This is a genomic window from Pseudomonas sp. BCA17, assembly GCF_004519405.1.
GTDB lineage: Bacteria > Pseudomonadota > Gammaproteobacteria > Pseudomonadales > Pseudomonadaceae > Aquipseudomonas.
In genome coordinates, this window is the sequence record NZ_SGWI01000007.1 from 363,537 (window position 1) to 384,193 (window position 20,657).

General features: G+C 62.2%; 18 protein-coding genes and 1 pseudogene. 3 read left to right on the plus strand and 16 right to left on the minus strand.

Annotated features, from left to right (window positions below; translation table 11 throughout):
• Nucleotides 1-19: 19 nt before the first annotated feature.
• From EXW71_RS24355 to EXW71_RS24410, 12 genes are read right to left on the minus strand one after another with little or no spacing between them, the layout of a single operon-like run.
• Nucleotides 20-2,332, minus strand: a complete 2,313-nt coding sequence (locus EXW71_RS24355) for an MMPL family transporter (RefSeq protein WP_134660462.1) — start codon at nucleotides 2,330-2,332, stop codon at nucleotides 20-22.
• Entirely contained in the window at nucleotides 2,322-3,005 is a 684-nt protein-coding gene (locus EXW71_RS24360; RefSeq protein WP_134660463.1) for an outer membrane lipoprotein carrier protein LolA, read from the minus strand. Before EXW71_RS24360 ends, EXW71_RS24355 begins: the two co-directional genes overlap by 11 nt.
• On the minus strand, nucleotides 3,002-3,427 hold the full coding sequence (locus tag EXW71_RS24365) for a thioesterase family protein (RefSeq protein ID WP_134660464.1): 426 nt from the start codon (nucleotides 3,425-3,427) through the stop codon (nucleotides 3,002-3,004). The genes EXW71_RS24360 and EXW71_RS24365 overlap by 4 nt, the downstream gene beginning before the upstream one ends.
• On the minus strand, nucleotides 3,420-4,961 hold the full coding sequence (gene hutH / locus EXW71_RS24370) for a histidine ammonia-lyase (protein ID WP_134660465.1): 1,542 nt from the start codon (nucleotides 4,959-4,961) through the stop codon (nucleotides 3,420-3,422). The genes EXW71_RS24365 and hutH overlap by 8 nt, the downstream gene beginning before the upstream one ends.
• Entirely contained in the window at nucleotides 4,945-5,880 is a 936-nt protein-coding gene (locus tag EXW71_RS24375; RefSeq protein ID WP_134660466.1) for a glycosyl transferase, read from the minus strand. Before EXW71_RS24375 ends, hutH begins: the two co-directional genes overlap by 17 nt.
• The gene (locus tag EXW71_RS24380; protein WP_123716188.1) at nucleotides 5,877-6,611 is read right to left on the minus strand and encodes a glycosyltransferase family 2 protein; all 735 of its coding nucleotides are present in this window, start codon (nucleotides 6,609-6,611) and stop codon (nucleotides 5,877-5,879) included. Before EXW71_RS24380 ends, EXW71_RS24375 begins: the two co-directional genes overlap by 4 nt.
• On the minus strand, nucleotides 6,604-8,274 hold the full coding sequence (locus tag EXW71_RS24385) for an acyl-CoA synthetase family protein (RefSeq protein ID WP_134660467.1): 1,671 nt from the start codon (nucleotides 8,272-8,274) through the stop codon (nucleotides 6,604-6,606). Before EXW71_RS24385 ends, EXW71_RS24380 begins: the two co-directional genes overlap by 8 nt.
• Nucleotides 8,271-8,816, minus strand: coding sequence for a hypothetical protein (locus EXW71_RS24390; RefSeq protein WP_123716186.1), 546 nt, complete (start codon nucleotides 8,814-8,816; stop codon nucleotides 8,271-8,273). The genes EXW71_RS24385 and EXW71_RS24390 overlap by 4 nt, the downstream gene beginning before the upstream one ends.
• Nucleotides 8,813-9,067 (minus strand): acyl carrier protein, encoded by a 255-nt coding sequence (locus EXW71_RS24395; protein WP_123716185.1) that lies wholly within the window; start codon nucleotides 9,065-9,067, stop codon nucleotides 8,813-8,815. Before EXW71_RS24395 ends, EXW71_RS24390 begins: the two co-directional genes overlap by 4 nt.
• A gap of 9 nt (nucleotides 9,068-9,076) precedes the next feature.
• Nucleotides 9,077-9,346: a phosphopantetheine-binding protein gene (locus EXW71_RS24400; protein WP_123716184.1), complete on the minus strand. Its 270-nt coding sequence runs from the start codon at nucleotides 9,344-9,346 to the stop codon at nucleotides 9,077-9,079.
• Complete coding sequence (locus tag EXW71_RS24405) at nucleotides 9,324-10,136, minus strand: 1-acyl-sn-glycerol-3-phosphate acyltransferase (protein ID WP_134660468.1); 813 nt, start codon at nucleotides 10,134-10,136, stop codon at nucleotides 9,324-9,326. The genes EXW71_RS24400 and EXW71_RS24405 overlap by 23 nt, the downstream gene beginning before the upstream one ends.
• The gene (locus tag EXW71_RS24410; protein ID WP_134660469.1) at nucleotides 10,112-10,834 is read right to left on the minus strand and encodes a beta-ketoacyl synthase chain length factor; all 723 of its coding nucleotides are present in this window, start codon (nucleotides 10,832-10,834) and stop codon (nucleotides 10,112-10,114) included. The genes EXW71_RS24405 and EXW71_RS24410 overlap by 25 nt, the downstream gene beginning before the upstream one ends.
• Nucleotides 10,835-11,171: 337 nt before the next feature.
• Here EXW71_RS24410 and EXW71_RS24415 point away from each other — a divergent pair, with 337 nt between their 5' ends.
• Entirely contained in the window at nucleotides 11,172-11,942 is a 771-nt protein-coding gene (locus EXW71_RS24415) for a ParA family protein (RefSeq protein WP_123716183.1), read from the plus strand.
• Between the two features lie 443 nt (nucleotides 11,943-12,385).
• Nucleotides 12,386-12,607 (plus strand): DUF6124 family protein, encoded by a 222-nt coding sequence (locus EXW71_RS24420; RefSeq protein WP_123716182.1) that lies wholly within the window; start codon nucleotides 12,386-12,388, stop codon nucleotides 12,605-12,607.
• Between the two features lie 145 nt (nucleotides 12,608-12,752).
• On the opposite strand, the gene trxC is transcribed toward EXW71_RS24420, so the two are convergent.
• On the minus strand, nucleotides 12,753-13,187 hold the full coding sequence (trxC, locus tag EXW71_RS24425; protein WP_134660470.1) for a thioredoxin TrxC: 435 nt from the start codon (nucleotides 13,185-13,187) through the stop codon (nucleotides 12,753-12,755).
• Nucleotides 13,188-13,410: 223 nt separating this feature from the next.
• Here trxC and EXW71_RS24430 point away from each other — a divergent pair.
• Nucleotides 13,411-13,811, plus strand: a pseudogene (locus tag EXW71_RS24430) (type II toxin-antitoxin system HigA family antitoxin).
• Nucleotides 13,812-13,815: 4 nt separating this feature from the next.
• On the opposite strand, the gene selO reads toward EXW71_RS24430, so the two are convergent.
• Genes selO through EXW71_RS24445 form a run of 3 tightly spaced genes read right to left on the minus strand, consistent with a single transcriptional unit; the run spans nucleotide 13,816 to nucleotide 20,459 of the window.
• A complete protein-coding gene (gene selO / locus EXW71_RS24435; protein WP_134660471.1) occupies nucleotides 13,816-15,279 on the minus strand; it encodes a protein adenylyltransferase SelO in 1,464 nt (487 codons plus the stop codon).
• A 48-nt stretch (nucleotides 15,280-15,327) separates the two neighbouring features.
• A complete protein-coding gene (gene mscK / locus EXW71_RS24440) occupies nucleotides 15,328-18,666 on the minus strand; it encodes a mechanosensitive channel MscK (protein WP_134660472.1) in 3,339 nt (1,112 codons plus the stop codon).
• Nucleotides 18,667-18,716: 50 nt separating this feature from the next.
• Nucleotides 18,717-20,459 (minus strand): potassium/proton antiporter, encoded by a 1,743-nt coding sequence (locus EXW71_RS24445; protein ID WP_123716176.1) that lies wholly within the window; start codon nucleotides 20,457-20,459, stop codon nucleotides 18,717-18,719.
• Nucleotides 20,460-20,657: the final 198 nt, after the last annotated feature.

Below are 20,657 nucleotides of genomic sequence, written 5' to 3' on the forward strand. Positions count from 1 at the left end.
ACTTTGGCGATCACGGTATTCATGAGGCATGTCTCTGTTGCCCGGCCCAGGGCGCCAGCATAAAGCTGAACGCCAGGCCCAGGCTGACCGACAGGCCGAAATTGCTCACAGCCGGTGTACTCGACACCGCCAGCAGGCCGAACGACAACCAGGTCGTCAGTGCTGCCAGCAGCGTCCCCAGAAGGCTCACGGCCGAGCCGCCGATCTGCTCGCGCATCAGGATGGCGTAGTCGACGCTGATGGCTGTGACCAGCAGCAGGCCGAACAGGCTGAACAAGGTCAACGGCTGGCCCAGCCAGCCGAGGCTGGCAAGGCTGCACAGGGCCGCCAGCAACGGCAGGGCGACGATGCGCAAGGCGCCGCCGAAACCGAACGGCAAGATCAGCAGCAACACGATCAGCACGCACGACATCAGCTTCAATTCCGCGGCGCTGACCTGCGTGTCGGCGAACACCCGGTTCAAGTCACCCAGGCGGTCCACCAACTGCACACCGGGTAAATCCAGTGCCTGTACGCGCAGCAACGCCGGGTTGTTCAAGCCTTGCAGGCTGACCATCGCGGCCACGCCGCCGTCCACCTGGCCCAGCCACAGTGTGCGCCAGGGTTCGGCCAGCGGGCCTTTCAGCGCGGCGTCGATGTCTTCGGTTGGTAACGCCTGCAACTGCGCCACTTCAGCCTGCAGGGCGCTCGCCGGTATTGCGAGGTCCAGCAGTGGTTGCCAGTGCTGCGCCAGGTTGTTCAACCCGTCACGCAGCTGTTGCTGTTCGGCGGGCAGGTTGACCAGTTGATTGAGCGCCAGGTAACCCTGCAGCTTGTTCATGTTCACCAGTTGATCCAGACGCTGGCCCAGTGCGGCCTGGCGCTCGAGCAACTGCTGCTGGTTCTCCGCCCGCACCAGGAAGAACTGGCTGGTCGGCTGAAAACCGGTGATGCGCGCCACGGCCTGGGCTTCCTGCAGCAATTGCGGCGGTGCGCCGATCCACTGGCGGATATCGTTCTTGGTGTTCAGGTGCCATAGGCCGCCTGCGCAAAACAGCAACAGCAATGCCAGCAGCACCGGGCTCGGCACGCGCTTGAGCAGCGCCGCACGCACTTGCCACAACCCCTCGGCAATACGCAGCGGCCACTGCGCGGGGTGCAGTTCCACACCCTTGAGCAGCGCCGGCAGCAGGCACACGGCCGACAGATACGCGCCCACCAGCCCGGCGGCGGAGAACACCGCGATTTGCGTCAGGGCAGGGAACGGCGTCCAGGCCAGCGCCAGGTAGCCGATGCAGCTGGTGGCCAGGCTCAGGCTCAGCCCGGGCAGGGTGATGCGTAACGCCGGCCAACTGCGCCACGGGCTCATGCTCCAGCTTTTCGACAGGTAGTGCAGGGGGTAATCCACTGCCACACCAATCAGGCTGGAGCCCAGTACCAACGTCATCACATGCATGTGGCCGAACAGCGCCACACAGGCCACCGCGCCGAACAGCATGCCTGCCAGCACCGGGACAAACGCCAGCAGCACGCGCCAACGGCGGAACGCCAGCAACAGCAACAACAGGATGCCGAGGGTGGCGCCGCCGCCGACCCAGGTGATTTCCCGCGTGGCTTGCTGCTGCCCATTGGCCGCGTACAGCAGGCCGCTGGCGGCGAGCAGTTGCGCGCCGTGTTCGCCGGCCTGGGTGCGGCTGGCCTTGAGCAGGTCGGCCACTTGCAGCGGTAGTTTCATATCGAAGGCATTGCCGGTGGTACGCGCCCGCAGCAACACCCAGCTTTTACCGTCGGCATCGGCGATCAGCGCACCGCTGCCGATATCCAGCTGCACCGAACCGTGTTGCGGCTGGCTGCTCTGGATGCGCCCGGTCAGGCCGAGCCAGTCATCCTGGCTCGGCACCAGGCTGAACCCGGTGAAAGGGTCGAACAACGCTTGCACGCGCTGTTGGATAAACGCGTCGGGATGTTCGATCAGTTGTTCGCGGTCCTTGGCCGAGAGCATTGCCAGCCGCCCGCGCAGTAACTGTTCGCGCAGTGCCGGCAAGTCGGCTTGCAGGTTCCACTGCACCTTTTCAAACAGGCCGCTGGCCTGCCAGCGCTCGCCCAGTTGCTGCGCCACGCTTACCGCTTGCTGGCGGTCGGTGTGCCCCACCAGCACCAGCATCTCGCGGTTCAACGGTTCCTGCATGCGCTGCTCGGCTTGCAGTTCCAGGGCATCCGGCGTATTGCCCGGCACCAGCTCCATCAGGTTGGCCGACAGTGGCGCACCTTGGCGCCACTGCCAGCCGGCCACGGCCAGTACGGCCACCAGCAGGATCAGGAACAGGCGCGGCAGCAGGCGCTCACTGGGCAAAGTCGTGTTGCTCCGCGTCAGTCAGGGGCCGGCTTGCCGTGCTGTCCTGCATGCGCAGCACGGTGCTGTCGCCCTGGGTTTCGAGCAATTGGATGGTTTGCACCAATTCGCCGCCGTCGATATTGATCTGGGTGAACACCTGCTTGAGCAGTAACGAGCGTGGAACCAGCGTCAGCTTCCACTGGTTGGCTTCGCCTTGCAGTTGCAGCTCAAAGTCGCGCTGCAAACCACTGCTGTCGCCCTGGAGCACCGCGAGAAACAAGCGGTTCTGTTCGGCACCGGTGCTCTTGTTCGGCAGCAGTTGCCAGCCGTCGGCGTCGCGCCGGGCGATGCCCTGGGCGCTGATGCGGTAGTCCTGTTGCAACGGGGTTTTGAGCAGCCACAGCAGGCCGTGGTCTTTGGCCAGCACGAAAGTGCCTTTGCTGACCAAGGGCTGGGGCAGGGCGCGCAGGTGTTTTTCCTGGATGAAGTTGCCGTGGATCACCGACGGTTTTGCCAACTGCTCGCTTAGCTGCTGCAGGTCAAAAGCATGAGCGCTCAGACTTAGCAGCAACCCAACCCCTGTAGGCGCGAGCTTGCTCGCGAAAAACCTGAGGGCGCGGCGCAGTGTCAGGCAGCCCGCATTCACGTTGACGATTTTCGCCGGCAAGCCGGCTCCTACAGGGGATCTCATTGCAGTGCCCTTTCGACGGCGTCGGTGAAGACTTTGGGCGAGGCCAATTGCATCTCGCGGCTGGCGATTTCCACCGCCACCTGCACGGTGCTGGCGCGAGTCAGGCGCTCGCCGCTGGCCAGGTCGGTAATCAGGTAGTTGACCTTCAAGCGGTTCTCCCATTCCACGAGGCTGGCGCGCACATTGATGGTCTGGCCAAAGGTGGCGCCGCGTACGTAGCGCAGTTCCATGTCGATCACCGGCCAGGCGTAGCCCGAGGCCTGCATCTGCGTGTAGTTGTGGCCAAGCTTGTCCAGCAACGCACAGCGCGCCACTTCCAGGTACTTCACGTAATGCCCGTGCCACACCACGTGCATGGTGTCGATGTCGAAAAACGGCACGAGGATTTCAGTGTCGCAATGCAATACGCCCGGGCTACGCATGCAACCTCCAGTGTTGCTCGGCGATACGCTTGAGGCACAGGCGCAGTTCGCCTTCCAGGGCACGGTCCTCGATGACCGGCGGGAAGTCTTTGGCCAGTTCCTCGTGCATGGCGGCCAGGGCCGGTGGCAGCGGTCGTGCATCCTCGGCCTGGGCGCGCAGCCACACCCCCTGGTTGGCGGCGAGCAAGGTGGCGGCAGCCACTTGTTCGGTCAGTTCCAGCACGCGGATCGCATCGCGGGCGGCGATGGTGCCCATGCTCACTTTGTCCTGGTTGTGGCACTCGGTGGAGCGCGAGAACACGCTGGCCGGCATGGTGTTTTTCAGCGCTTCGGCGGTCCAGGCGCTCGTGCCGATCTGCACGGCCTTGAACCCGTGGTTGATCATGGCGCGGTCCGCCGGCGCGCCGGACAGGTTGCTCGGCAGGCCATGGTTGTAACGCACGTCCACCAGCAGCGCGAGCTGGCGGTCGAGCAGGTCGGCGACGTTGGCCACCAGGGTCTTGAGGCTGTCCATGGCGAAGGCGATATGCCCGCCGTAGAAGTGCCCGCCGTGCAGGACACGCTCTTCTTCAGCGTCGATGATCGGGTTGTCGTTGGCGCTGTTCAACTCGGTCTCGATAAACGAGCGCAGCCAGTTCAGGCTGTCGGCCAGCACGCCGAGTACGTGGGGGGCGCAGCGCAGCGAATAGCGGTCTTGCAGGCGATGCAGCGGCGCGGTCGGCGCATCGATTGCCAGGTCCTTGCGCAGCCAGGCGGCGACTTGCATTTGCCCTGGATGCGGTTTGGCGGCGAACAGGCGCTCGTCGAAGTGCTCCGGGTTGCCCTGCAGCGCCACCACGTTCAGCGCGGTGATGCGCGTGGCCAATTGCAGCAGGTAGTCGGCGCGGGCGAAGGCCAGGCAGGCCAGGCCGGTCATCACGGCGGTGCCGTTCATCAGCGCCAGGGCTTCCTTGGGGCGCAATACCAGCGGCTGCCAACCCAGTTCGCGGTGCACGTCGGCGGCCTGGCGGCGTTCGCCACGGAACATCACCTCGCGTTCGCCGGACAAGGTCGCCGCCACGTAAGACAACGGCGTCAGATCGCCGCTGGCGCCCACCGAGCCTTCCTCCGGGATCAGCGGCAGCACGTCGTGTTCGAGAAATGCGTGCAGGCGCTCCAGCAGTTCGACACGCACGCCGGAAACCCCGTGGCAGAGTGACTGCAAACGTGCGGCCAGCACGGCACGGGTAGCCTGTGCGTCGAGCAACTTGCCCAGCCCGCAGCCGTGGAAGGTGTACAGGTGACGGGGCAGGGCTTCGACGTGTTGCAGCGGTACCGCCACCACGCACGAGTCGCCGTAGCCGGTGGTCACGCCGTAGATCACGCCTTCCTTGTCCAGCAGTGAGTCGAGGAACTGTGCGCCCTTGGCGATACGCTGGCGATATGCGGCGTCGTTCTGCAACTGCGTAGGCGCCTGGCGGTTGGCCAGGGCCAGCACGTCTTCAATGCGCAAGGCGCGTTCGCCAAAGGTTACCGGCTCAAGATGCGTCGTCATCGGTCTTCCAGAAAGGGTAAAAGTTGAACCATTGTCGGGGGGCTTGCAGGCAGAACTGGCCCAGGCGTTCGGCGTAGCGCGCGGTCCATTGGGTAATGACCTGCTCGCGGGTGCTGCGCTTCCATTCGATCAATTGCGTGAAAGGCTCGATCGTCAGGCGATAGCGGCCGTCATGCTTGAGGCACATCAGCAGGTTGACCGGGCATTTGAGCAGGCCGGCCAGCAGCCATGGGCCTTGCGGGAAGGCCGCAGCATGCCCAAGGAAATCCACACGCACCTTGCGCCCGCCGTGCAACGGCACGCGGTCGCCGGCAATAGCCAGCCACTCGCCCTCGTCCAAGCGCTGGCTGAGCAGCAGCATGGTGGCCGGGTCCAGTTCGCTGACCTGGATCAGGCGCAGATGGGTCGCCCCGGCTTCGCCCAGCAGGCGGTTGAAACGCTCGGCGTGCTTGGTGTGCACCAGCACGTTCATGGTCACCTGTTCGCCGATCTCCGCCAGGGCGCGACAGACTTCCAGGTTGCCCAGGTGCGCGCCCACCAGCATCTGCCCGCGCTCGCCGCGCAGTTGCCCACGCAATTGCGCCGGGTCGTTTATTTCGATCTGTTCGATGTGCAGCTTGCCGTTCCATACGTCGAGCTTGTCGAGCAAGGAGTCGGCGAAGGCCATGAACTGGCCGAATACACTTTTATGGGTGGGCCGCAATGCATCACGGCCGCTCCAGTGCGCCAGGCGCTGCTGGTATTCCCAGGCACTCCGGCGTGCCGTGCGGCCGAACAGGAAGAAGTACAACACGATGCCGTACAGCAGCGGGCTCAGCAAGCGACGTCCCAGTACCTTGGCGGCGACGGCGGTGAGTTTCATCAGCCAGAAACTGCCGCGCTCCTCGCGGTCGGCCCAATGTTTATTGCTGTCGCTCATGCCTGCCACCGCCGCCACAGGATTATCGGCATACGTACCAACATGCCGAAGAACAGCCGGGTGTGCATGGCTGAGATGCGCACGTTGTCGCGAAACAGGCGGAAGTGCGACAGGCCGTCGGTGGGGTAATGCACTTTTGTCGGCAGCCAGCGCATCGGTTGGTTGCGCCAGGCCAGGCGCACCAGGATGTCCGAGTCGAAATCCATGCGCGTGCCGATGTAGGCCGAGTCCATCAGGGCCAGCGTGGGCGCCAGCGGGTAAACACGAAAGCCGCACATCGAGTCGCGGATCTGCAGCGACAGGGTGTTGATCCACACCCATACGTGAGTCAGGTAACGCGCGTACAGGCGGCCCTTGGGCACGCTCTCATCGTATTCGGGGTAGCCGCAGATGACGGCCGTCGGATGGGCCCGCGAAGTGTCGAGGAAGGCCTGGACGTCACGCAGGTCGTGCTGGCCGTCGGCGTCCACCTGCAGGGCGTGGCTGAAGCCCAGGCGTGCAGCCTCGCGGAAACCGGCCATCACCGCACCGCCTTTGCCCTGGTTGCTCGGCAAGGTCAGCAGGGTGACATGCTCAAGCATCGCCAATTGCGCCAACACTGCCGCGCAGGCCGGGCTACTGCCGTCATCCACCAACAGGCACGGCAAGCCGCTGTCCAGAAGGTTGCGGACCACGGCCGGCACGGCGGCTTCGTGGTTGTAGACCGGGATCAGGGCGCAAGGCTTATGCATGGGCGGCGATCAATTGGATGCGGCCGCTGGAGCAGGCCGCGACGCCGTTGCGGTAGGCGAAATACAGCTTGCCGCGCTCCTGGTCGAAGCGCAGGTGCAGTTCGATCTGGTCGCCAGGGCGTACCAGTTGCTGGAACTTGAGCACTTCCATCCCGGCGAAGGTCCTTGGCACGTCCATCAACTGCTGGCCCAGGTTGAACGCCCACTCCACCTGCACCACGCCCGGCAGTACGGGCGTGGTGGGGAAGTGGCCGCTGAAGTAGGCAAGGTCCGGGGGCACGCTCAGTTGCAGGGTCCATTCACCATTGGCTTCGACTTGTTCCAACACGTGCGGCGCTTTTGGCCGTGGGGCGAGCAGCAGGGCCGTGACATCGGCTTGGGGCAGCTTGCCTTGGGCGTTCAGCGGCAACTGGCGCAGCAAGCGCCAACGGCGGGGCAGGGCCAGGGCTTCGCAATGTTGGCTCAAGTGCTGGCGCAGGCTTTGGGTCAGCGTGCGACGGCCCTGATTGCGCAGGGCATGCAGGCCGTCAGCACTGAGGACCACCAGGGCGCCGAGGGACGCACGGTTTTCCTGCACCACGCCCAGGCGGGTTTCAGCAACCCACGGGTGGGCCATCAGCGCCTGTTCCAGCATGGGCAGGGAGATGCGTTTTTCTTCCAGCTTGACGATGCGGTCAAGCCGGCCGAGCAGTTCGAAGCGACCATCGGCATGGATACGCGCAGCGTCGGCGGTCTGTTCGATATGGCCAGCCGGCAAATAGGGCGAGGCAATGCGCAGGGCGCCCTCCGCATCCTGGCTCAGTTGCACGTCGGCAAAGGGTTGCCACGGCTGTGCGCCTTGGCGCCAGGCGATGCCGCCGGTTTCCGAACTGCCGAGGATTTCCGTCGGCCATTGCTGCAAACGATCGTAAAGCTCACCGGCCGCTTCGATGGGCAAGGCGCCGCCGGACGAAAATACCCGGGTTACCTGGCGTAACGCCGGCCAATCGAGGTTGTCGCCCATGCGCTTGAGCAGCGCCGGGCTTGCCACCCAGGCAAATTGCGGGTGTTCGCGGCTGGCGCGCTGCAAGTCTTCGGGAAAGGGCAGTTGCCGGCGCACGAAGCTGCGCCCGGCGTACAACGGCCACAGCACACGGAACAACAAACCGTAGATGTGTTGGGTGGCGACACTGCCGATGATGCAGGCGTCTTTGAGGTCCTTGCCCCACAGGGTTTCCAGAGCCTCGACTTCGTTGGCCAACTGGCGCAGGGTTTTGTCGATACGCTTGGGCTCACCGCTGGAGCCGGAGGTGCACAGGCTCAGTTGGCAGGTGTCCAGGTCCAGTTCGGCAGGGCTCAATGGCGTCTGGTACAGCGCGTCGAGATCGGTTGCCGCAACCAGCCAGGCGTCCACTGAGTCGTCCCAGCGTTGGCGGGTCTGGGGTTGCAGGTCGGCAGGCAGCAGCACGCTGACCCCGGCGCGCCAGGCGCCCAACAGGGCAACCGCCAGTAAGCCGGCGTCTTCCAGGTGTACGGCCAGGCGCTGGATGCCACGCGCTTGCAGGCCCGCCGCCAGGCTCAAAGATTGCGCCCACAACTGGGCATGATTCATCAGCGGCTCGGTGGTGACCAAGCGCTGTTCCAGCGGCTCAAGCAGCAAGTGCTCAAGTTTCAAACCTTTCATACGCGGCCTCGAACCCTTTGTCGTATCAGCCATTCCACGGCAAACAGCAGCCCCATCAGCCCGTAGGCGATCAAGCCGTTGTACAACGTCCACCAGCTCAGCGGCGCCCACAGCGTGAGGGCGGCGGCCAGCAGGCCATTACACAGAAAAAACACACTCCATACCACGGTGACCTTGCGCGTATAGACCACCGCTTTGGGCGGCAATTGAGGGTCTGTCATGCGCGCCAGGCGCTCGACCACCGGCGGCCCATACTTCAGGCTCAGGCCGAACAGCGTCAGCATGAATGCGCTGACCAGGCTAGGGTACCAGCGCAACCACTGCGGGTTGTCGAACCAGGCCAGCAACAGGCAAAACACAATCACCGCCACGGCCATCCAGCGACTGCCGGGGCGCCGTGCCGCGGTGAGTGCACGCAACAGCCACAGGCTACCGAGCAACAAGCCGAACTGCCAGGGCGCAAAGTGCTCGGTGCCGTAATACACCGCAAAGGGGTACACCAACCCTGCCAGCAACAGGCCAAGGCCGATCAACCGGCTCATGCGGCAGGCGTGACCAGACGGTACACCGCCTCTACCACGTCGTTTACGGTACGCACCGCCTTGAACTCTTCGGCGGCGATCTTCTTGCCGGTCTGGCGTTTGATATGGTCGATGAGGTCTACGGCATCGATGCTGTCGATCTCCAGGTCCTGATATAGGTTGGCGTCGAGGGTGATGCGTTCCGCAGGCAGTTCAAACAGCTCCACCAAGGCATCGCGCAGGGTGTTGAAAATATCGTCACGAGTTTGCATGGTACGGTCTCAAGCTGCCTGTCTGGCCGTGACGAACGCCGCAAGGCTGGCCACGTTGGTGAAGTGATTGCGGGTGTCCTTGGCGTCGGCATCGATCTTGATGCCGTACTTTTTCTGGATCGCCAGGCCCAGTTCCAGGGCGTCGACCGAGTCCAGGCCCAGGCCTTCGCCGAACAGGATTTGTTCGCTGCCGATGTCGTCGGCGCTGATGTCTTCCAGGCCCAGGGCCTCGATGATCATTATTTTTATATCGTGCTCAAGGCGTTGTTGGTCGCTCATCTTCGGCGAGCTCCTTAATGAAATAGTGGTGCAGGTAATCGTTGAGCTTGCGTGAAGCCTGGGGCGCGGGCCCGAGCGCTGCAAACGCTTGTGGTTCTATATCGGCACCCACCCGCAAACTGAAGTGCACGCGGCATTTTGGGATGCGATACCAGGGTTCGGCCTTGGTCAGGGTGGTCGGGCTGACCTTGATCACCACGGGGGTGATGATTGTCGCACCGCGCAGTGCAATGGCGGCGCCGCCGCGATGAAAGGCGGGCGCCGCGCCGGGCGGGGTACGGGTGCCTTCGGGAAAGATGATCAGGGTTTGACCTTCGCGCAGGGCATCGGCTGCGGCATCGAGCATGTCGGCGCTGCCATCATTGCTGATATAGCCGGCTTCACGCACAGGCCCACGGGTAAAGGGGTTCTGCCACAGGCTCTGCTTGACCACGCAGTTGGCCTGGCGCACCAGGCCGATCAGGAACACCACGTCGATCAGCGACGGGTGGTTGGCGATGATCATCTGGCCCGGGCGACCAAGGTTTTCGGCGCCTTCGACGCTGTAGGTCAGCACGCCGGCGCGTTGCATCAGGCGGATAAACAGCCAGAACAGCCTGCTGATGGTATGGCGGGCGCGGCGCTGATGTGTGTCGGCGCTGCCCGGCAGGCAACCGAGCAACGGAAACACCAGCAACCGCAGGCACAACCCGCCGACGCCGAACAGCGCGAAGCTGGCGGCGGTTGCGAACAGGCGCCAGTAGTAGGCGTCCCGCGGTTTGCGGGTCAGGGCTTGCGTTGCCAGTTCCATACACGGTTCTTCCAGGCATGTTGGCAGGCGACCTGTTCGGTCAGCAGGGTGCGCAGCAGGTTCAGGGCGTGAGGCCACTGTTGGGTGGTGCTGGGTTGGACAGTGGCGGTGGTTAATTCCAGCTGCCACTCGTCGCCCGGTATCAGCAAAAGGCCGAGGGCGTAAGGGAATGGTACGTCGTGAATCCAGCTGGCATAGGCTTCGGGCGGCTGTTCTTCGGTGATCACCAGCAGCACGGCCGGTGAACCTTCGTTGAGCAGTGCGGCGGCTTCCAGCAGGCCGTGCTCCAGGCCATCGCCAGCGGCGGCGAGGGCGGTCATTTCGCTGGTTTCATTGCGCAGGATCGACCACAGGCCAATCACCGCGTTATGCACCGACAGGCTGAACTGGGTGGGCGACAACGGCTGGTCGTTGGCCAGGTCGCTGAGGATGTCGAGAGTGCGTGGGGTTTCTCCGTGGCGCGAGATAAAGACCAACGGCAGGTCCCGCAGGCCCTCGGCCAGCGGCCAGCCGACGCTGAACGCCATGCGCGCCAGGCGGCTCAGGCGCCGACGCTGCATGGCCGGGAGGAATGACACGTCGGGGGAGGCTTCACTGACGGGCAGCAACACCGGGGCCTGGCACCATGTGCGCCAGGCATCCGCACTCTCCAGGCCAGGAGCCCAGGCACGCCATTGGGCGATGTTGAAATTGATCACTGAGAAGTTATCCCGCCCCTGCGGGCTTCCATGTGCGGCTGTTGGCCCCGAATACCGGGACAGGAGCAATGGCCGAATGGCGCGCATTATCCCGGTGCCGTGGGGTTCTAGCAAATTTTGGTAAAGAATTGTGCACGGTCGTTTGCAAATCAGTCGGGAAGATTTACAGATTGTCCTTTACTTGGAGGCAAGTTTGATCGTCGGACGCGTCCCTTTGATGTGTATGCGTGGTCCTGGAATCGGCTTGTAATGCACCCGTGCACGGATGAACGAGGTAGCTAACAGGCGCTTTTGCCCTCTACACTCGGGACATTCATTGATACACGGAGGTTTTTCCATGCGGCGCGTGGTGTTCAATCAGAAAGGCGGTGTAGGCAAGTCCAGCATTGCCTGCAACCTGGCGGCGGTCAGCGCCAGCGAAGGCTATCGAACCCTGTTGGTTGACCTCGATGCACAAGCCAACTCAACCCAGTACCTCACCGGTTTGACCGGCGAGGATATCCCCATGGGGATCGCGGATTTTTTCAAGCAAACCCTGTCTTCGGGGCCTTTTTCCAAGAAGAACCAGGTGGATATCTACGAAACCCCGTTCGACAACCTGCACGTCATCACCGCGACCGCCGAGCTGGCCGACCTGCAGCCCAAGCTCGAGGCCAAGCACAAGATCAACAAGCTGCGAAAGCTGCTGGATGAGCTGAGTGAAGATTACGACCGGATCTACCTGGATACACCACCGGCCTTGAATTTTTATGCGGTTTCGGCGCTGATTGCCGCTGATCGCGTATTGATCCCCTTCGACTGCGACAGCTTTTCCCGTCAGGCGCTGTACGGGCTGTTGCGTGAGATCGAAGAGTTGAAAGATGACCACAACGAAGGACTGGAAGTGGAAGGCATCGTGGTCAACCAGTTCCAGGCCCGGGCGAGCCTGCCGCAGCAAATGCTCGATGAGTTGATCGCCGAAGGCTTGCCGGTGTTGCCGGTGTACCTGGCCAGTTCCGTGCGCATGCGCGAGTCGCACCAGGAGAGCAAGCCGCTGATCCATCTGGACCCACGGCATAAGCTGACGCTGCAGTTCGTGGAGTTGCATAACCTGCTGGAAAACGCGTGACCTGAAGTGCAGCACAGCACTGTGTGGGGGCTTGCGCCCGACGTCAGTTGGCACATTTGCTAGTGATAGGCTGTCATCGGGAGCAAGCCCTCTCCCACATTGGTGAGTTTGGATTTGTCCCACAGAGGCTGTAGGAAGGGGCTGGCAAGTGGGGTTGTGTCTTGTCTCGATGCCTACAGCTACGCCAGAATCCGCTGGCTTGTGCGTCTGGATGGGCGTCTCTAAGGTTTGCCGGTCGCTGAATGTTCAGTGATCGGGTTTAGTAGCCCGTGGTGAGATGTACGGCAAATCGTCGATCAGGATTTTCCTGAATGTGATGGTGGCTGTACGGAGGGCGCTTTCGAGCGCGCCGGTTGCGTCTCCCCGGTCTACTAACCTGCGTACAGCTGCCACCCTCCGTTTAGTAGCGGGTTGGTTGCGGCTCGCCCACCCGGAGACGATCCATGGTTGACCTCTATACCGTTATCCCCAGCCTTCCCACCGAAACCCTCTTGCTCAACAGCTACGAAACCTTCTCCTGCGTCCGCACTTTATTGCTCAACCTTTCCAACGACCTCACCGGCGAACACCGCGATGTGGCCCTGGCGATTCACCAATTGAGCGAACTGGGCGTCCTGCTGGTCGGCCAACTGATGGACCACGAAGCTCCGTTAGCCTCTGGGTAAAGCAGCCTCCAGGTAAACGCGGTCAGAAGCGGGAGGCCGCTTGCTCCCGATGGCGGAGTATCAGTAGCAGATGTGCTGACTGCCACACTGGCATCGGGAGCAAGCCCCTCTTTCACATTTGACCTGTGTTGTCCTTGAGGCTGGTTCAGACGCCCTGGCTGCGCAACCAACTCATCAACTGCGGCATCGGAAACGCCCCACTCTGGCGCGCCACTTCGCGGCCGTTCTTGAACAGAATCAAGCTCGGGATCGAGCGAATCCCCAACTGTGCCGACAGCTGCTGATTGGCTTCACTGTCCAGCTTGGCCAACCGGCACTGACCTTCCAATTGCCCAGCCGCTTGTTCAAACACGGGCGCAAACGACTTGCACGGCCCGCACCAATCGGCCCACACATCTACCAGCAACGGCAGGTCGCCCTTGATCTGGCTGGCGTAGTCGCCTTGCTTCAACTCAAAAGGCTTGTTCAACAACACGGGCTGCTTGCATCGCCCACATTTCGGTGCATCACCCAGGCGTTCGCCAGGGATGCGGTTGAGGCCGTTGCAATGTGGGCAGGGGATGACAAGAGGTTCAGACATGGTGTGCTCCTTGGGTGGCCAATGGAGTGTATCTGGAGTCAATCCTGCGGTTTATCAAGGCTGGGAGGACGGGACTCATTCGCTCACAGTTTGGCCGTGTTGCTGTGAGAACGTCTGCCTAGGCTGTCAGCACGTATTCTGTTCTGCACCATCGGTCTGCTTGTTTCTATAGCAATATGCGATAGCGCGATTATGAGAAAGATAAATGGAAGGAAAAAAACAGATGAGCGCGCTTATGCGAGTGGCGGCCGAGCACTGGGAATTCGTTTCGCCAGTCATGCGCAGGCCAAAAACGAAGCGGACTATGATGCGCTGGTAGCTGGTTTGGACGAACTGTTGAGCCTGATCGGCGAAAACGAGGACAGTCCGCTGATGAGCTTGGTGGATATCCTCAGCGACTGGATCGAAACCTACGATCATGAGCATCGCCCCATGCCCGTCGCTAGCGGTGTCGATGTGCTGCGCTACATGATGCGCGAACATAATCTCACCCAGAGCGATCTGCCTGGGGTTGGTGCACAGTCGGTCGTCTCTGAGATCTTGAGTGGAAAGCGCCAGCTCAACGTGCGGCAAATTCGTTGGCTGGCAGAGCGATTTGGGGTTTCAGTCGAAACCTTTATCTAACGCTTCAAGACGAACAACTAATCTCCAAATGCTTACCCCAATCCGGCGGCCGTTGCGCGTACTGCTCCATCCCTGCCTGCTCCTCGAACGGCTTGGACAGCACCTCATGCAGCCGCCGCACTTCGCTGTAATCGCCGGACTCGGCGGCAGCGATAGCGTTCTGCGCCAAGTAGTTGCGCAAAATATACAGCGGGTTTACCGCGTGCATCCGCGCACGGCGCTGTTCTTCGCTGCCGTCGCCATCCCGTTCAACGCGAGCCTTGTACCGTTCGGCCCAGGCGTCGAAGCCAGCCAGGTCGACAAAGTCATCACGCAGCCGTGACACGGCCAGTGCCGCTGATTCATCGCCCAAGCGGCGGAAGAACAGCGTGTAGTCGACGCCGCTGTTCTGCATCAATTGCAGCAAGCGCTCCACCAGGTTTTGATCGTCGTCTTCGGCGGTGGTCAGCCCCAGGCGGCGGCGCATCAAATCCAGGTAGTGCGCCTGATACAGCGGCAGGTAGAGACCCAGGGCCTCTTTCAAGGCGTCGACGCTGATAAATGGCGTGAGCGCCTGAGCCAGCGCGCTGAGGTTCCACTGACCGATGGGCACTTGATTGCTGAAGGAGTAACGGCCTTCATGGTCGGAGTGGTTGCAGATGAAATGCGCGTCGAAATCGTCGAGGAAGGCGAACGGCCCGAAGTCGAAGGTGATGCCGAGGATCGACATGTTGTCGGTGTTCATCACCCCGTGGCAGAAGCCGTAGGCCTGCCATTTGGCGATCATTTCGGCATTGCGCTCGACGATTTCGCGGAACATTGCCAAGTACGGTTCCGGTTGTTCCCGGCACTCCGGGTAATGCAGGTTCAGGACATGTTCGGCCAATTGCGCCTGCTGCTCGGGCTTTTGGGTGTAGTAGAAATACTCGAAATGGCCGAAGCGGATATGGCTGGGCGCCAGGCGCAGCACCATGGCGCCGCGTTCCTGTTTTTCGCGCCAGACCGGCGTGCTGGAGCCGATCACGCATAAGGCGCGACTGCTGGGGATACCCAGCGCATGCAGCGCTTCAGAGGCGAGAAACTCACGAATCGAAGAACGCAACACCGCGCGGCCATCGCCCATGCGCGAGTACGGCGTCATCCCGGCGCCCTTGAGGTGCAGGTCCCAATGCTCGCCGGCCTGGTTATACACCTCGCCCAGCAACAACCCACGGCCATCGCCCAATTGCGGCGTGTAGCCGCCGAACTGATGCCCGGAGTAGACCATTGCGCGTGGCTCCGCTTCGGCCCATAGCGCGTGCCCGCCAAACAGCTCGGCGAACACCGGCGTTTCCGCCACGCTTGGGTCGAGGTCGAGCAGTGCCATGGCGGCCTTGCTCACCACCACAAGACGCGGCTCGTCGAGCGGTTCGGGCAGAACATGGGTTGAGAACGCGTCGCCCAGGCGTGCGAAGCGGTTGTCGAAGGTCAGTTCGTCGAGGGCTTTCACCGGCCATCTCCAGCAGAATGTCCGAGCATTCTGCTGGGGATAACGTCGTTAGTCGAGTTTGCCTGGCGGCGGCTCTTGCGCACCGCCGTCGTTGGCGGGTTTGGTCGGTGAGTCGACTTCCACCAGTTTGTATTCCTGGCCGTGAAGGTTTTTCAGGTAAACCTCCATCTGGCGGAACGAAATATTGATGTGCTCTTTCTTGAACTCGCGGTTGATAAAGCGGTTCACTTCGTCGATCACCGGGTTACGGTCACCCAGGTCACGCACATGCATACGCAGTTCGTGGTCGAGTGTGCTCTCGCCGAAGTTGAGGAAGTACACGTGGGGTTCCGGCTCCTTGAGCACCCGTGGGTTTTCGCGGGCGGCCTTGAGCAGCAGCTCTTTGACGCGGTCCAGGTCGGAGCCATAGTCCACGCCCAGTTTCAAGGTGACGCGGGTGATGGTGTCGGTCAGCGACCAGTTGATCAGTTGCCCGGTAATGAAGGTCTTGTTCGGAACAATGATGTCTTTGCGGTCAAAGTCGGTAATGGTGGTGGCGCGGATGCGGATCTTGCTCACCGTGCCCGACAGGTTGCCGATGGTAATGGTGTCGCCGATACGCACCGGGCGTTCGAACAGGATCATGATGCCGGAGATGAAGTTGGCGAAAATCTCCTGCATCCCGAAACCCAAGCCCACCGACAGCGCCGCCACCAGCCATTGCAACTTGTCCCAGCTCACACCGAGGGTGGACAGGGTCGAGACGAAGCCGACGCCGGCAATCACATAAGACAGCAAGGTGGTGGTGGCATAGGCGCTGCCCTGGGCCAGATCCAGCTTGGACAGCACCAGTACTTCCAGCAAACCGGGCAGGTTGCGCGCCAGGGCGAACGTGATACCGACGATGATCGAAGCCCCGAGCAAATCGCCGATGCTGATCGGCACCATGCTGATATTGGCGCCGGTGCCGCTGGTGTATTCGTAGAGGGTGACGTTGTCCAGATACGAGAACACCGTGATCAGGTCTTTCCACACCCAGTACAGCGCCGCAATGAAACAGCCGAGCAAGGCCAGGCGGATCAGGCGCATGGATTGTTCATTGACCTGTTCGATATCCAGGGTCGGCTCTTCGATCACGGCTTCGCCGTCGCCGGCTTCCTTGGCGGCCTGGCGCTTGGCCAGCGCGCGGGCGTAGGCCAGGCGCCGTGCGGCAACGCCCAGGCCACGTGCGAAGGTGGCTTCGATGACCAGCCAGAACATCAGCAGGTACAGGGTGTTGATCAATCGGTCGCTGAGTTTGAGCGCGGTGTAGTAGTAGCCGAAGCACACCGCGATAAACAGCGCGATGGGGAGCGCGGTGAACACCAACCCCACGAATTTTCGGAACAGCGAGGCCTTTTCATGGGTCGGGCTGTTCAGCAGCAGGCGGCCGAGCAGCCAGGCCATCAGTGCGTAACAGGTCAATACCACGCCGATGCCCAACACGTCGTCGGCCAGCGCCGCCGGTTGGTGTTCGGCGATGGCCACCACGGCGACCAGCGCCAGTACCACCAGCCCGAGTTTGCGTATCCACCCCTGGAGAAAGGCCACCTGAGGGCGTTCCCAGCGGAAATGCAGTTCGGCCACGCCGCCCGGCGCGAGAATTCTGTAAGCGGTGTAGAACACCAGCCACGCTTGGGCGATCAGCAGCAATGCGGCGCCCAGGTTGGCATTTTGCCCGCGAGCGTCGATCTGCAGCGCATAGCCGCACAGCGCCAGGCCCAGGGAAACCGGCATTGCCAGCAGGATATTGATCAGGATCGCCTGCGGTGTGTGCCACTGGCTGTCGCGCTTGAAGTGGCCGATGTCCAGGTGGACCTTGTTCAGGCGCTGGTACAGGGCCTTGCGCCGCCACAACAATGCACCGATCAACAGCAGCAAGGGCAGGAACAGCAGCGGGCGTTGGGTCAGGCCGTCATACAGTTCGCTGACGCTGGAGGCCCAGGGCAACGTGGTGATCTGCTTGCTCAGGTGATCCGGTACGGTTTCCAGCCATTCGGTGTCCAGCGGCTTGTTGCTGGGAATCCAGAACATTTGCTCATCGAGGGTCGCGCGCAGGTTGCTCGCAGTGCTGAGCAGTTGTTTCTGGTTCAGTTGCAGGGTAATGGACTCATTGAGCAGTGCGCTCAGCTCACGGCTCAGGCGCTCCAGCAGGTCGCTGCGAGTGATCGCCAGTTCCAGCAAGGTGCGGCGCAATTGTGGTGTGACTTCATCCGGCGGCTGGTTGGCCAGCAGGTTATCCACATAGCTGCTGGGAGTGCTGATCAGCTCGCGTTGCTGGTTGACCTCGAACTGGTACAGGCGAATGTTGGCGATGTCGTCTGCCAGGTTGCGGTCGACGGTGAGGCGCGGCAGTGCTTGCTTTTGTTTGTAGAGGATCTTGGACAAGAGCAGGCTGCCCTTGAGCACGTTGATTTGCTCGTCCAGGGCCGAGTCGCTCTGGGTCACGGTGTCCAGTTGCTGTTTGGTCTGCAGGTTCTTCTGGGTCAGGTCGTTGAGGCGGTCAGTGCTTTTGAGCAGGTAGTCGGAGAGCTTGAGGTTGGCGGCACTCTCGGAGGCCAGCAGGCTGCTGCTGCCGGCTTTCTGTGCTTCGATGGACTGCTGGGTCACCGTCTGCTGGGACTGAGCCAGGCGTTTCTGGTTGATCAGGGTTTGCAGGTCCTGGATCTCTTGTTCCAGGCGCGCGGTCTTTTCGACCACCAGATCATGCTGGCTGTTGCCCAGGTCTTGCAGTTGGCTGTTGCCGGCCAGTTCCTGGCGGCGCAGCGGGATCAGCGCGTTCAGGGAGGCAAGCTCGGCGTTCAACTGGTTACGTTGGTCGCTGCTGAGGGTCTTGCCGTTGTCTTTGCCGAGCTTGAGAGTCGCATTGATCTGCTGGATGCGCGTCTGGCTGTTGCTGATTTCGGTCTGGGCGCGCTCGGGGCGGGTCTGGGCAGCGATGGTCAGGCTGTTGGCGTCGGCCAGTTCTTTTTGCAGGTCGCCTTGCTGGGTGGAACGCTGCACCAGCAGTTGCTCAAGCTGCGGCACCGGCAGGCTGGCGTAGCGTTGCGCCACCGGGATAATTTTGGTCGCCTTGAGCCGCACCAGTTCGCGCTGGTTTTCGGTGGTCTGGCGCGGAGCGTCTTCCAACTGACGCTTGAGGTCGGTGAGGCGCTGCTCGTAGTCCTGCTTGTTGCCCAGGTAGGTCAAGGTCTGTTGCAGGATCGCCTGCAGCGCCTTCATGTCGGCGTCGGGCAACTTGCGGTCGGGCAGTTTGTCCAGGCTTTGCTGGATCGCGTCGGCGCTGGGCGGCTCGGCGGCGTGGACGATGCCGACACACAGGGTCAGGCTCAGCAGGGCAGTGGCGAGATAAGTGCGCAAGGTTGGCATAGAGACCGGTCGAGCAAGGTGAAGAATCGGGGGCGTTGTTGCCCCGCAGTTTAGAGGAAGAGTCCGGGGCCCGGGCGACTTCCTTCGGGGAATCTGACGCCGACTTTACCAATCTTGTTCCCGTCCATGACCGCGACGGTCCAGATGGTGCTGTTCCATTCCACCTGGTCGCCGACGATAGGCGCGCCGCCGACTTTCTGGGTGATGAAGCTGCTCAGCGGCATATCCGGGTCAAGGCCTTCAAGCTTGAGGCCGTACAGTGCCGACACCGCACCCAGCTGGGCGTCGCCTTCCAGGACGAAGTCGCCGAAGAAACGCAGATCCAAACCGCGTTGCGGCGCTTGGCTGAACAGCTTGCCCAAGGCCGGCAGGTTGTGTTCGTGGCCGATCACGCAGAGCAGATCGTCGACTTCCAGCACCGTACTACCCGACGGATGGAGCAATTGCTGGCCTCGGAACAGCGCCGCGATCCGCGTACCTTCGGGCATTTTCAGTTCGCGCAGGGCGGCGCCGATGCACCACTTTTCTGCGCCCAGGCGATAGACGAACAACTCCCACTCGCTGGTGACGTGCACTTCCAGCGCTGCGCGGGAGATCGGTGCGGGCTCCGGCGGTACGGTGACTTTGAGCAGCTTGGCGACCCACGGCAGGCTGGTGCCTTGCACCAGCAACGAGACCAGCACGATGAAGAACGCCAGGTTGAAGTACAGCTGCGCATGGGGCAGCCCCGCCATCAGCGGGAACACCGCGAGGATGATGGGCACCGCGCCGCGCAGGCCGACCCAGGCGATAAAGGCTTTTTCGCGGCCGTGGAACGCCTTGAACGGCAGCAGGCCGATGATGACGGACAGCGGCCGCGCAAACAGAATCATCCACAGCGCCAGGCCCAGGGCCGGCAGGGCAATCGGCAGCAAGTCATGGGGCGTGACCAGCAGGCCCAGCACCAGGAACATACCGATCTGTGCCAGCCACGCCATGCCGTCGAGCATATGCAAGATGCCATGACGGCTGCGTACGGGGCGGTTGCCGATGACCAGGCCGCACAGGTACACAGCGAGGAAGCCGCTGCCATGCAGGGCGTTGGTCAGGGCGAACACCACCAGGCCCCCGGCGATCACCAGGATCGGGTACAGGCCGGTGGCCAGGTTGATGCGGTTGACCATCTGCAGCATCAGCCAGCCGCCGCCCAGGCCGATAATGCCCCCGATGCCGAACTCGCGGATCAGGTGCGTCAGCAGGCTCCAGTGCAGGCCGGTCTGGCCGCTGGCGAGCATGTCGATCAGGGTTACGGTGAGGAACACCGCCATCGGGTCGTTGCTGCCGGACTCGATTTCCAGGCTGGCGGTAACCCGTTCGTTCAAGCCTTTGCCGCCCAGCAGCGAAAACACCGCAGCGGCGTCCGTGGAACCGACGATTGCGCCGATCAGCAAACCTTGGATGATATTCAGGTCAAACAGCCATGCCGCTGCCATGCCGGTAAGGCCGGTGGTTATCAACACCCCCACCGTGGCCAGCGACAGCGCGGGCCAGAGCGCCACACGGAAACTCGCCACCCGTGTGCGCAAGCCGCCGTCGAGCAGGATCACGGCCAGGGCGAGGTTGCCCACCAGGTAGGCGGTCGGGTAGTTGTCGAAGATGATGCCGCCGCCATCCACGCCGGCGACCATGCCCACGGCCAGGATGATCACCAGGATCGGAATTCCGAGGCGGGACGAAAGGGAACTCACCAGAATGCTCGCACCCACCAGCAACGCGCCGATCAAGAACAGGCTGTTGATGGTCGTCGCATTCAAAGGCAGTACTCCAGAGCTGGGAAGACGGGCGCAAACTGACCATGCAGTCTGCGTGCCAGCGATTCTAACCTGTTGAATTGCTGCGCTGTCAAAAAGCTTTTTCTGATTCTCGCGGATCCAAATGTGCAAGCCCTAATGCCAGTCAGTTAAGGGTGAACGCTGTATTTGTGGCGAGGGAGCTTGCTCCCGTTGGGCCGC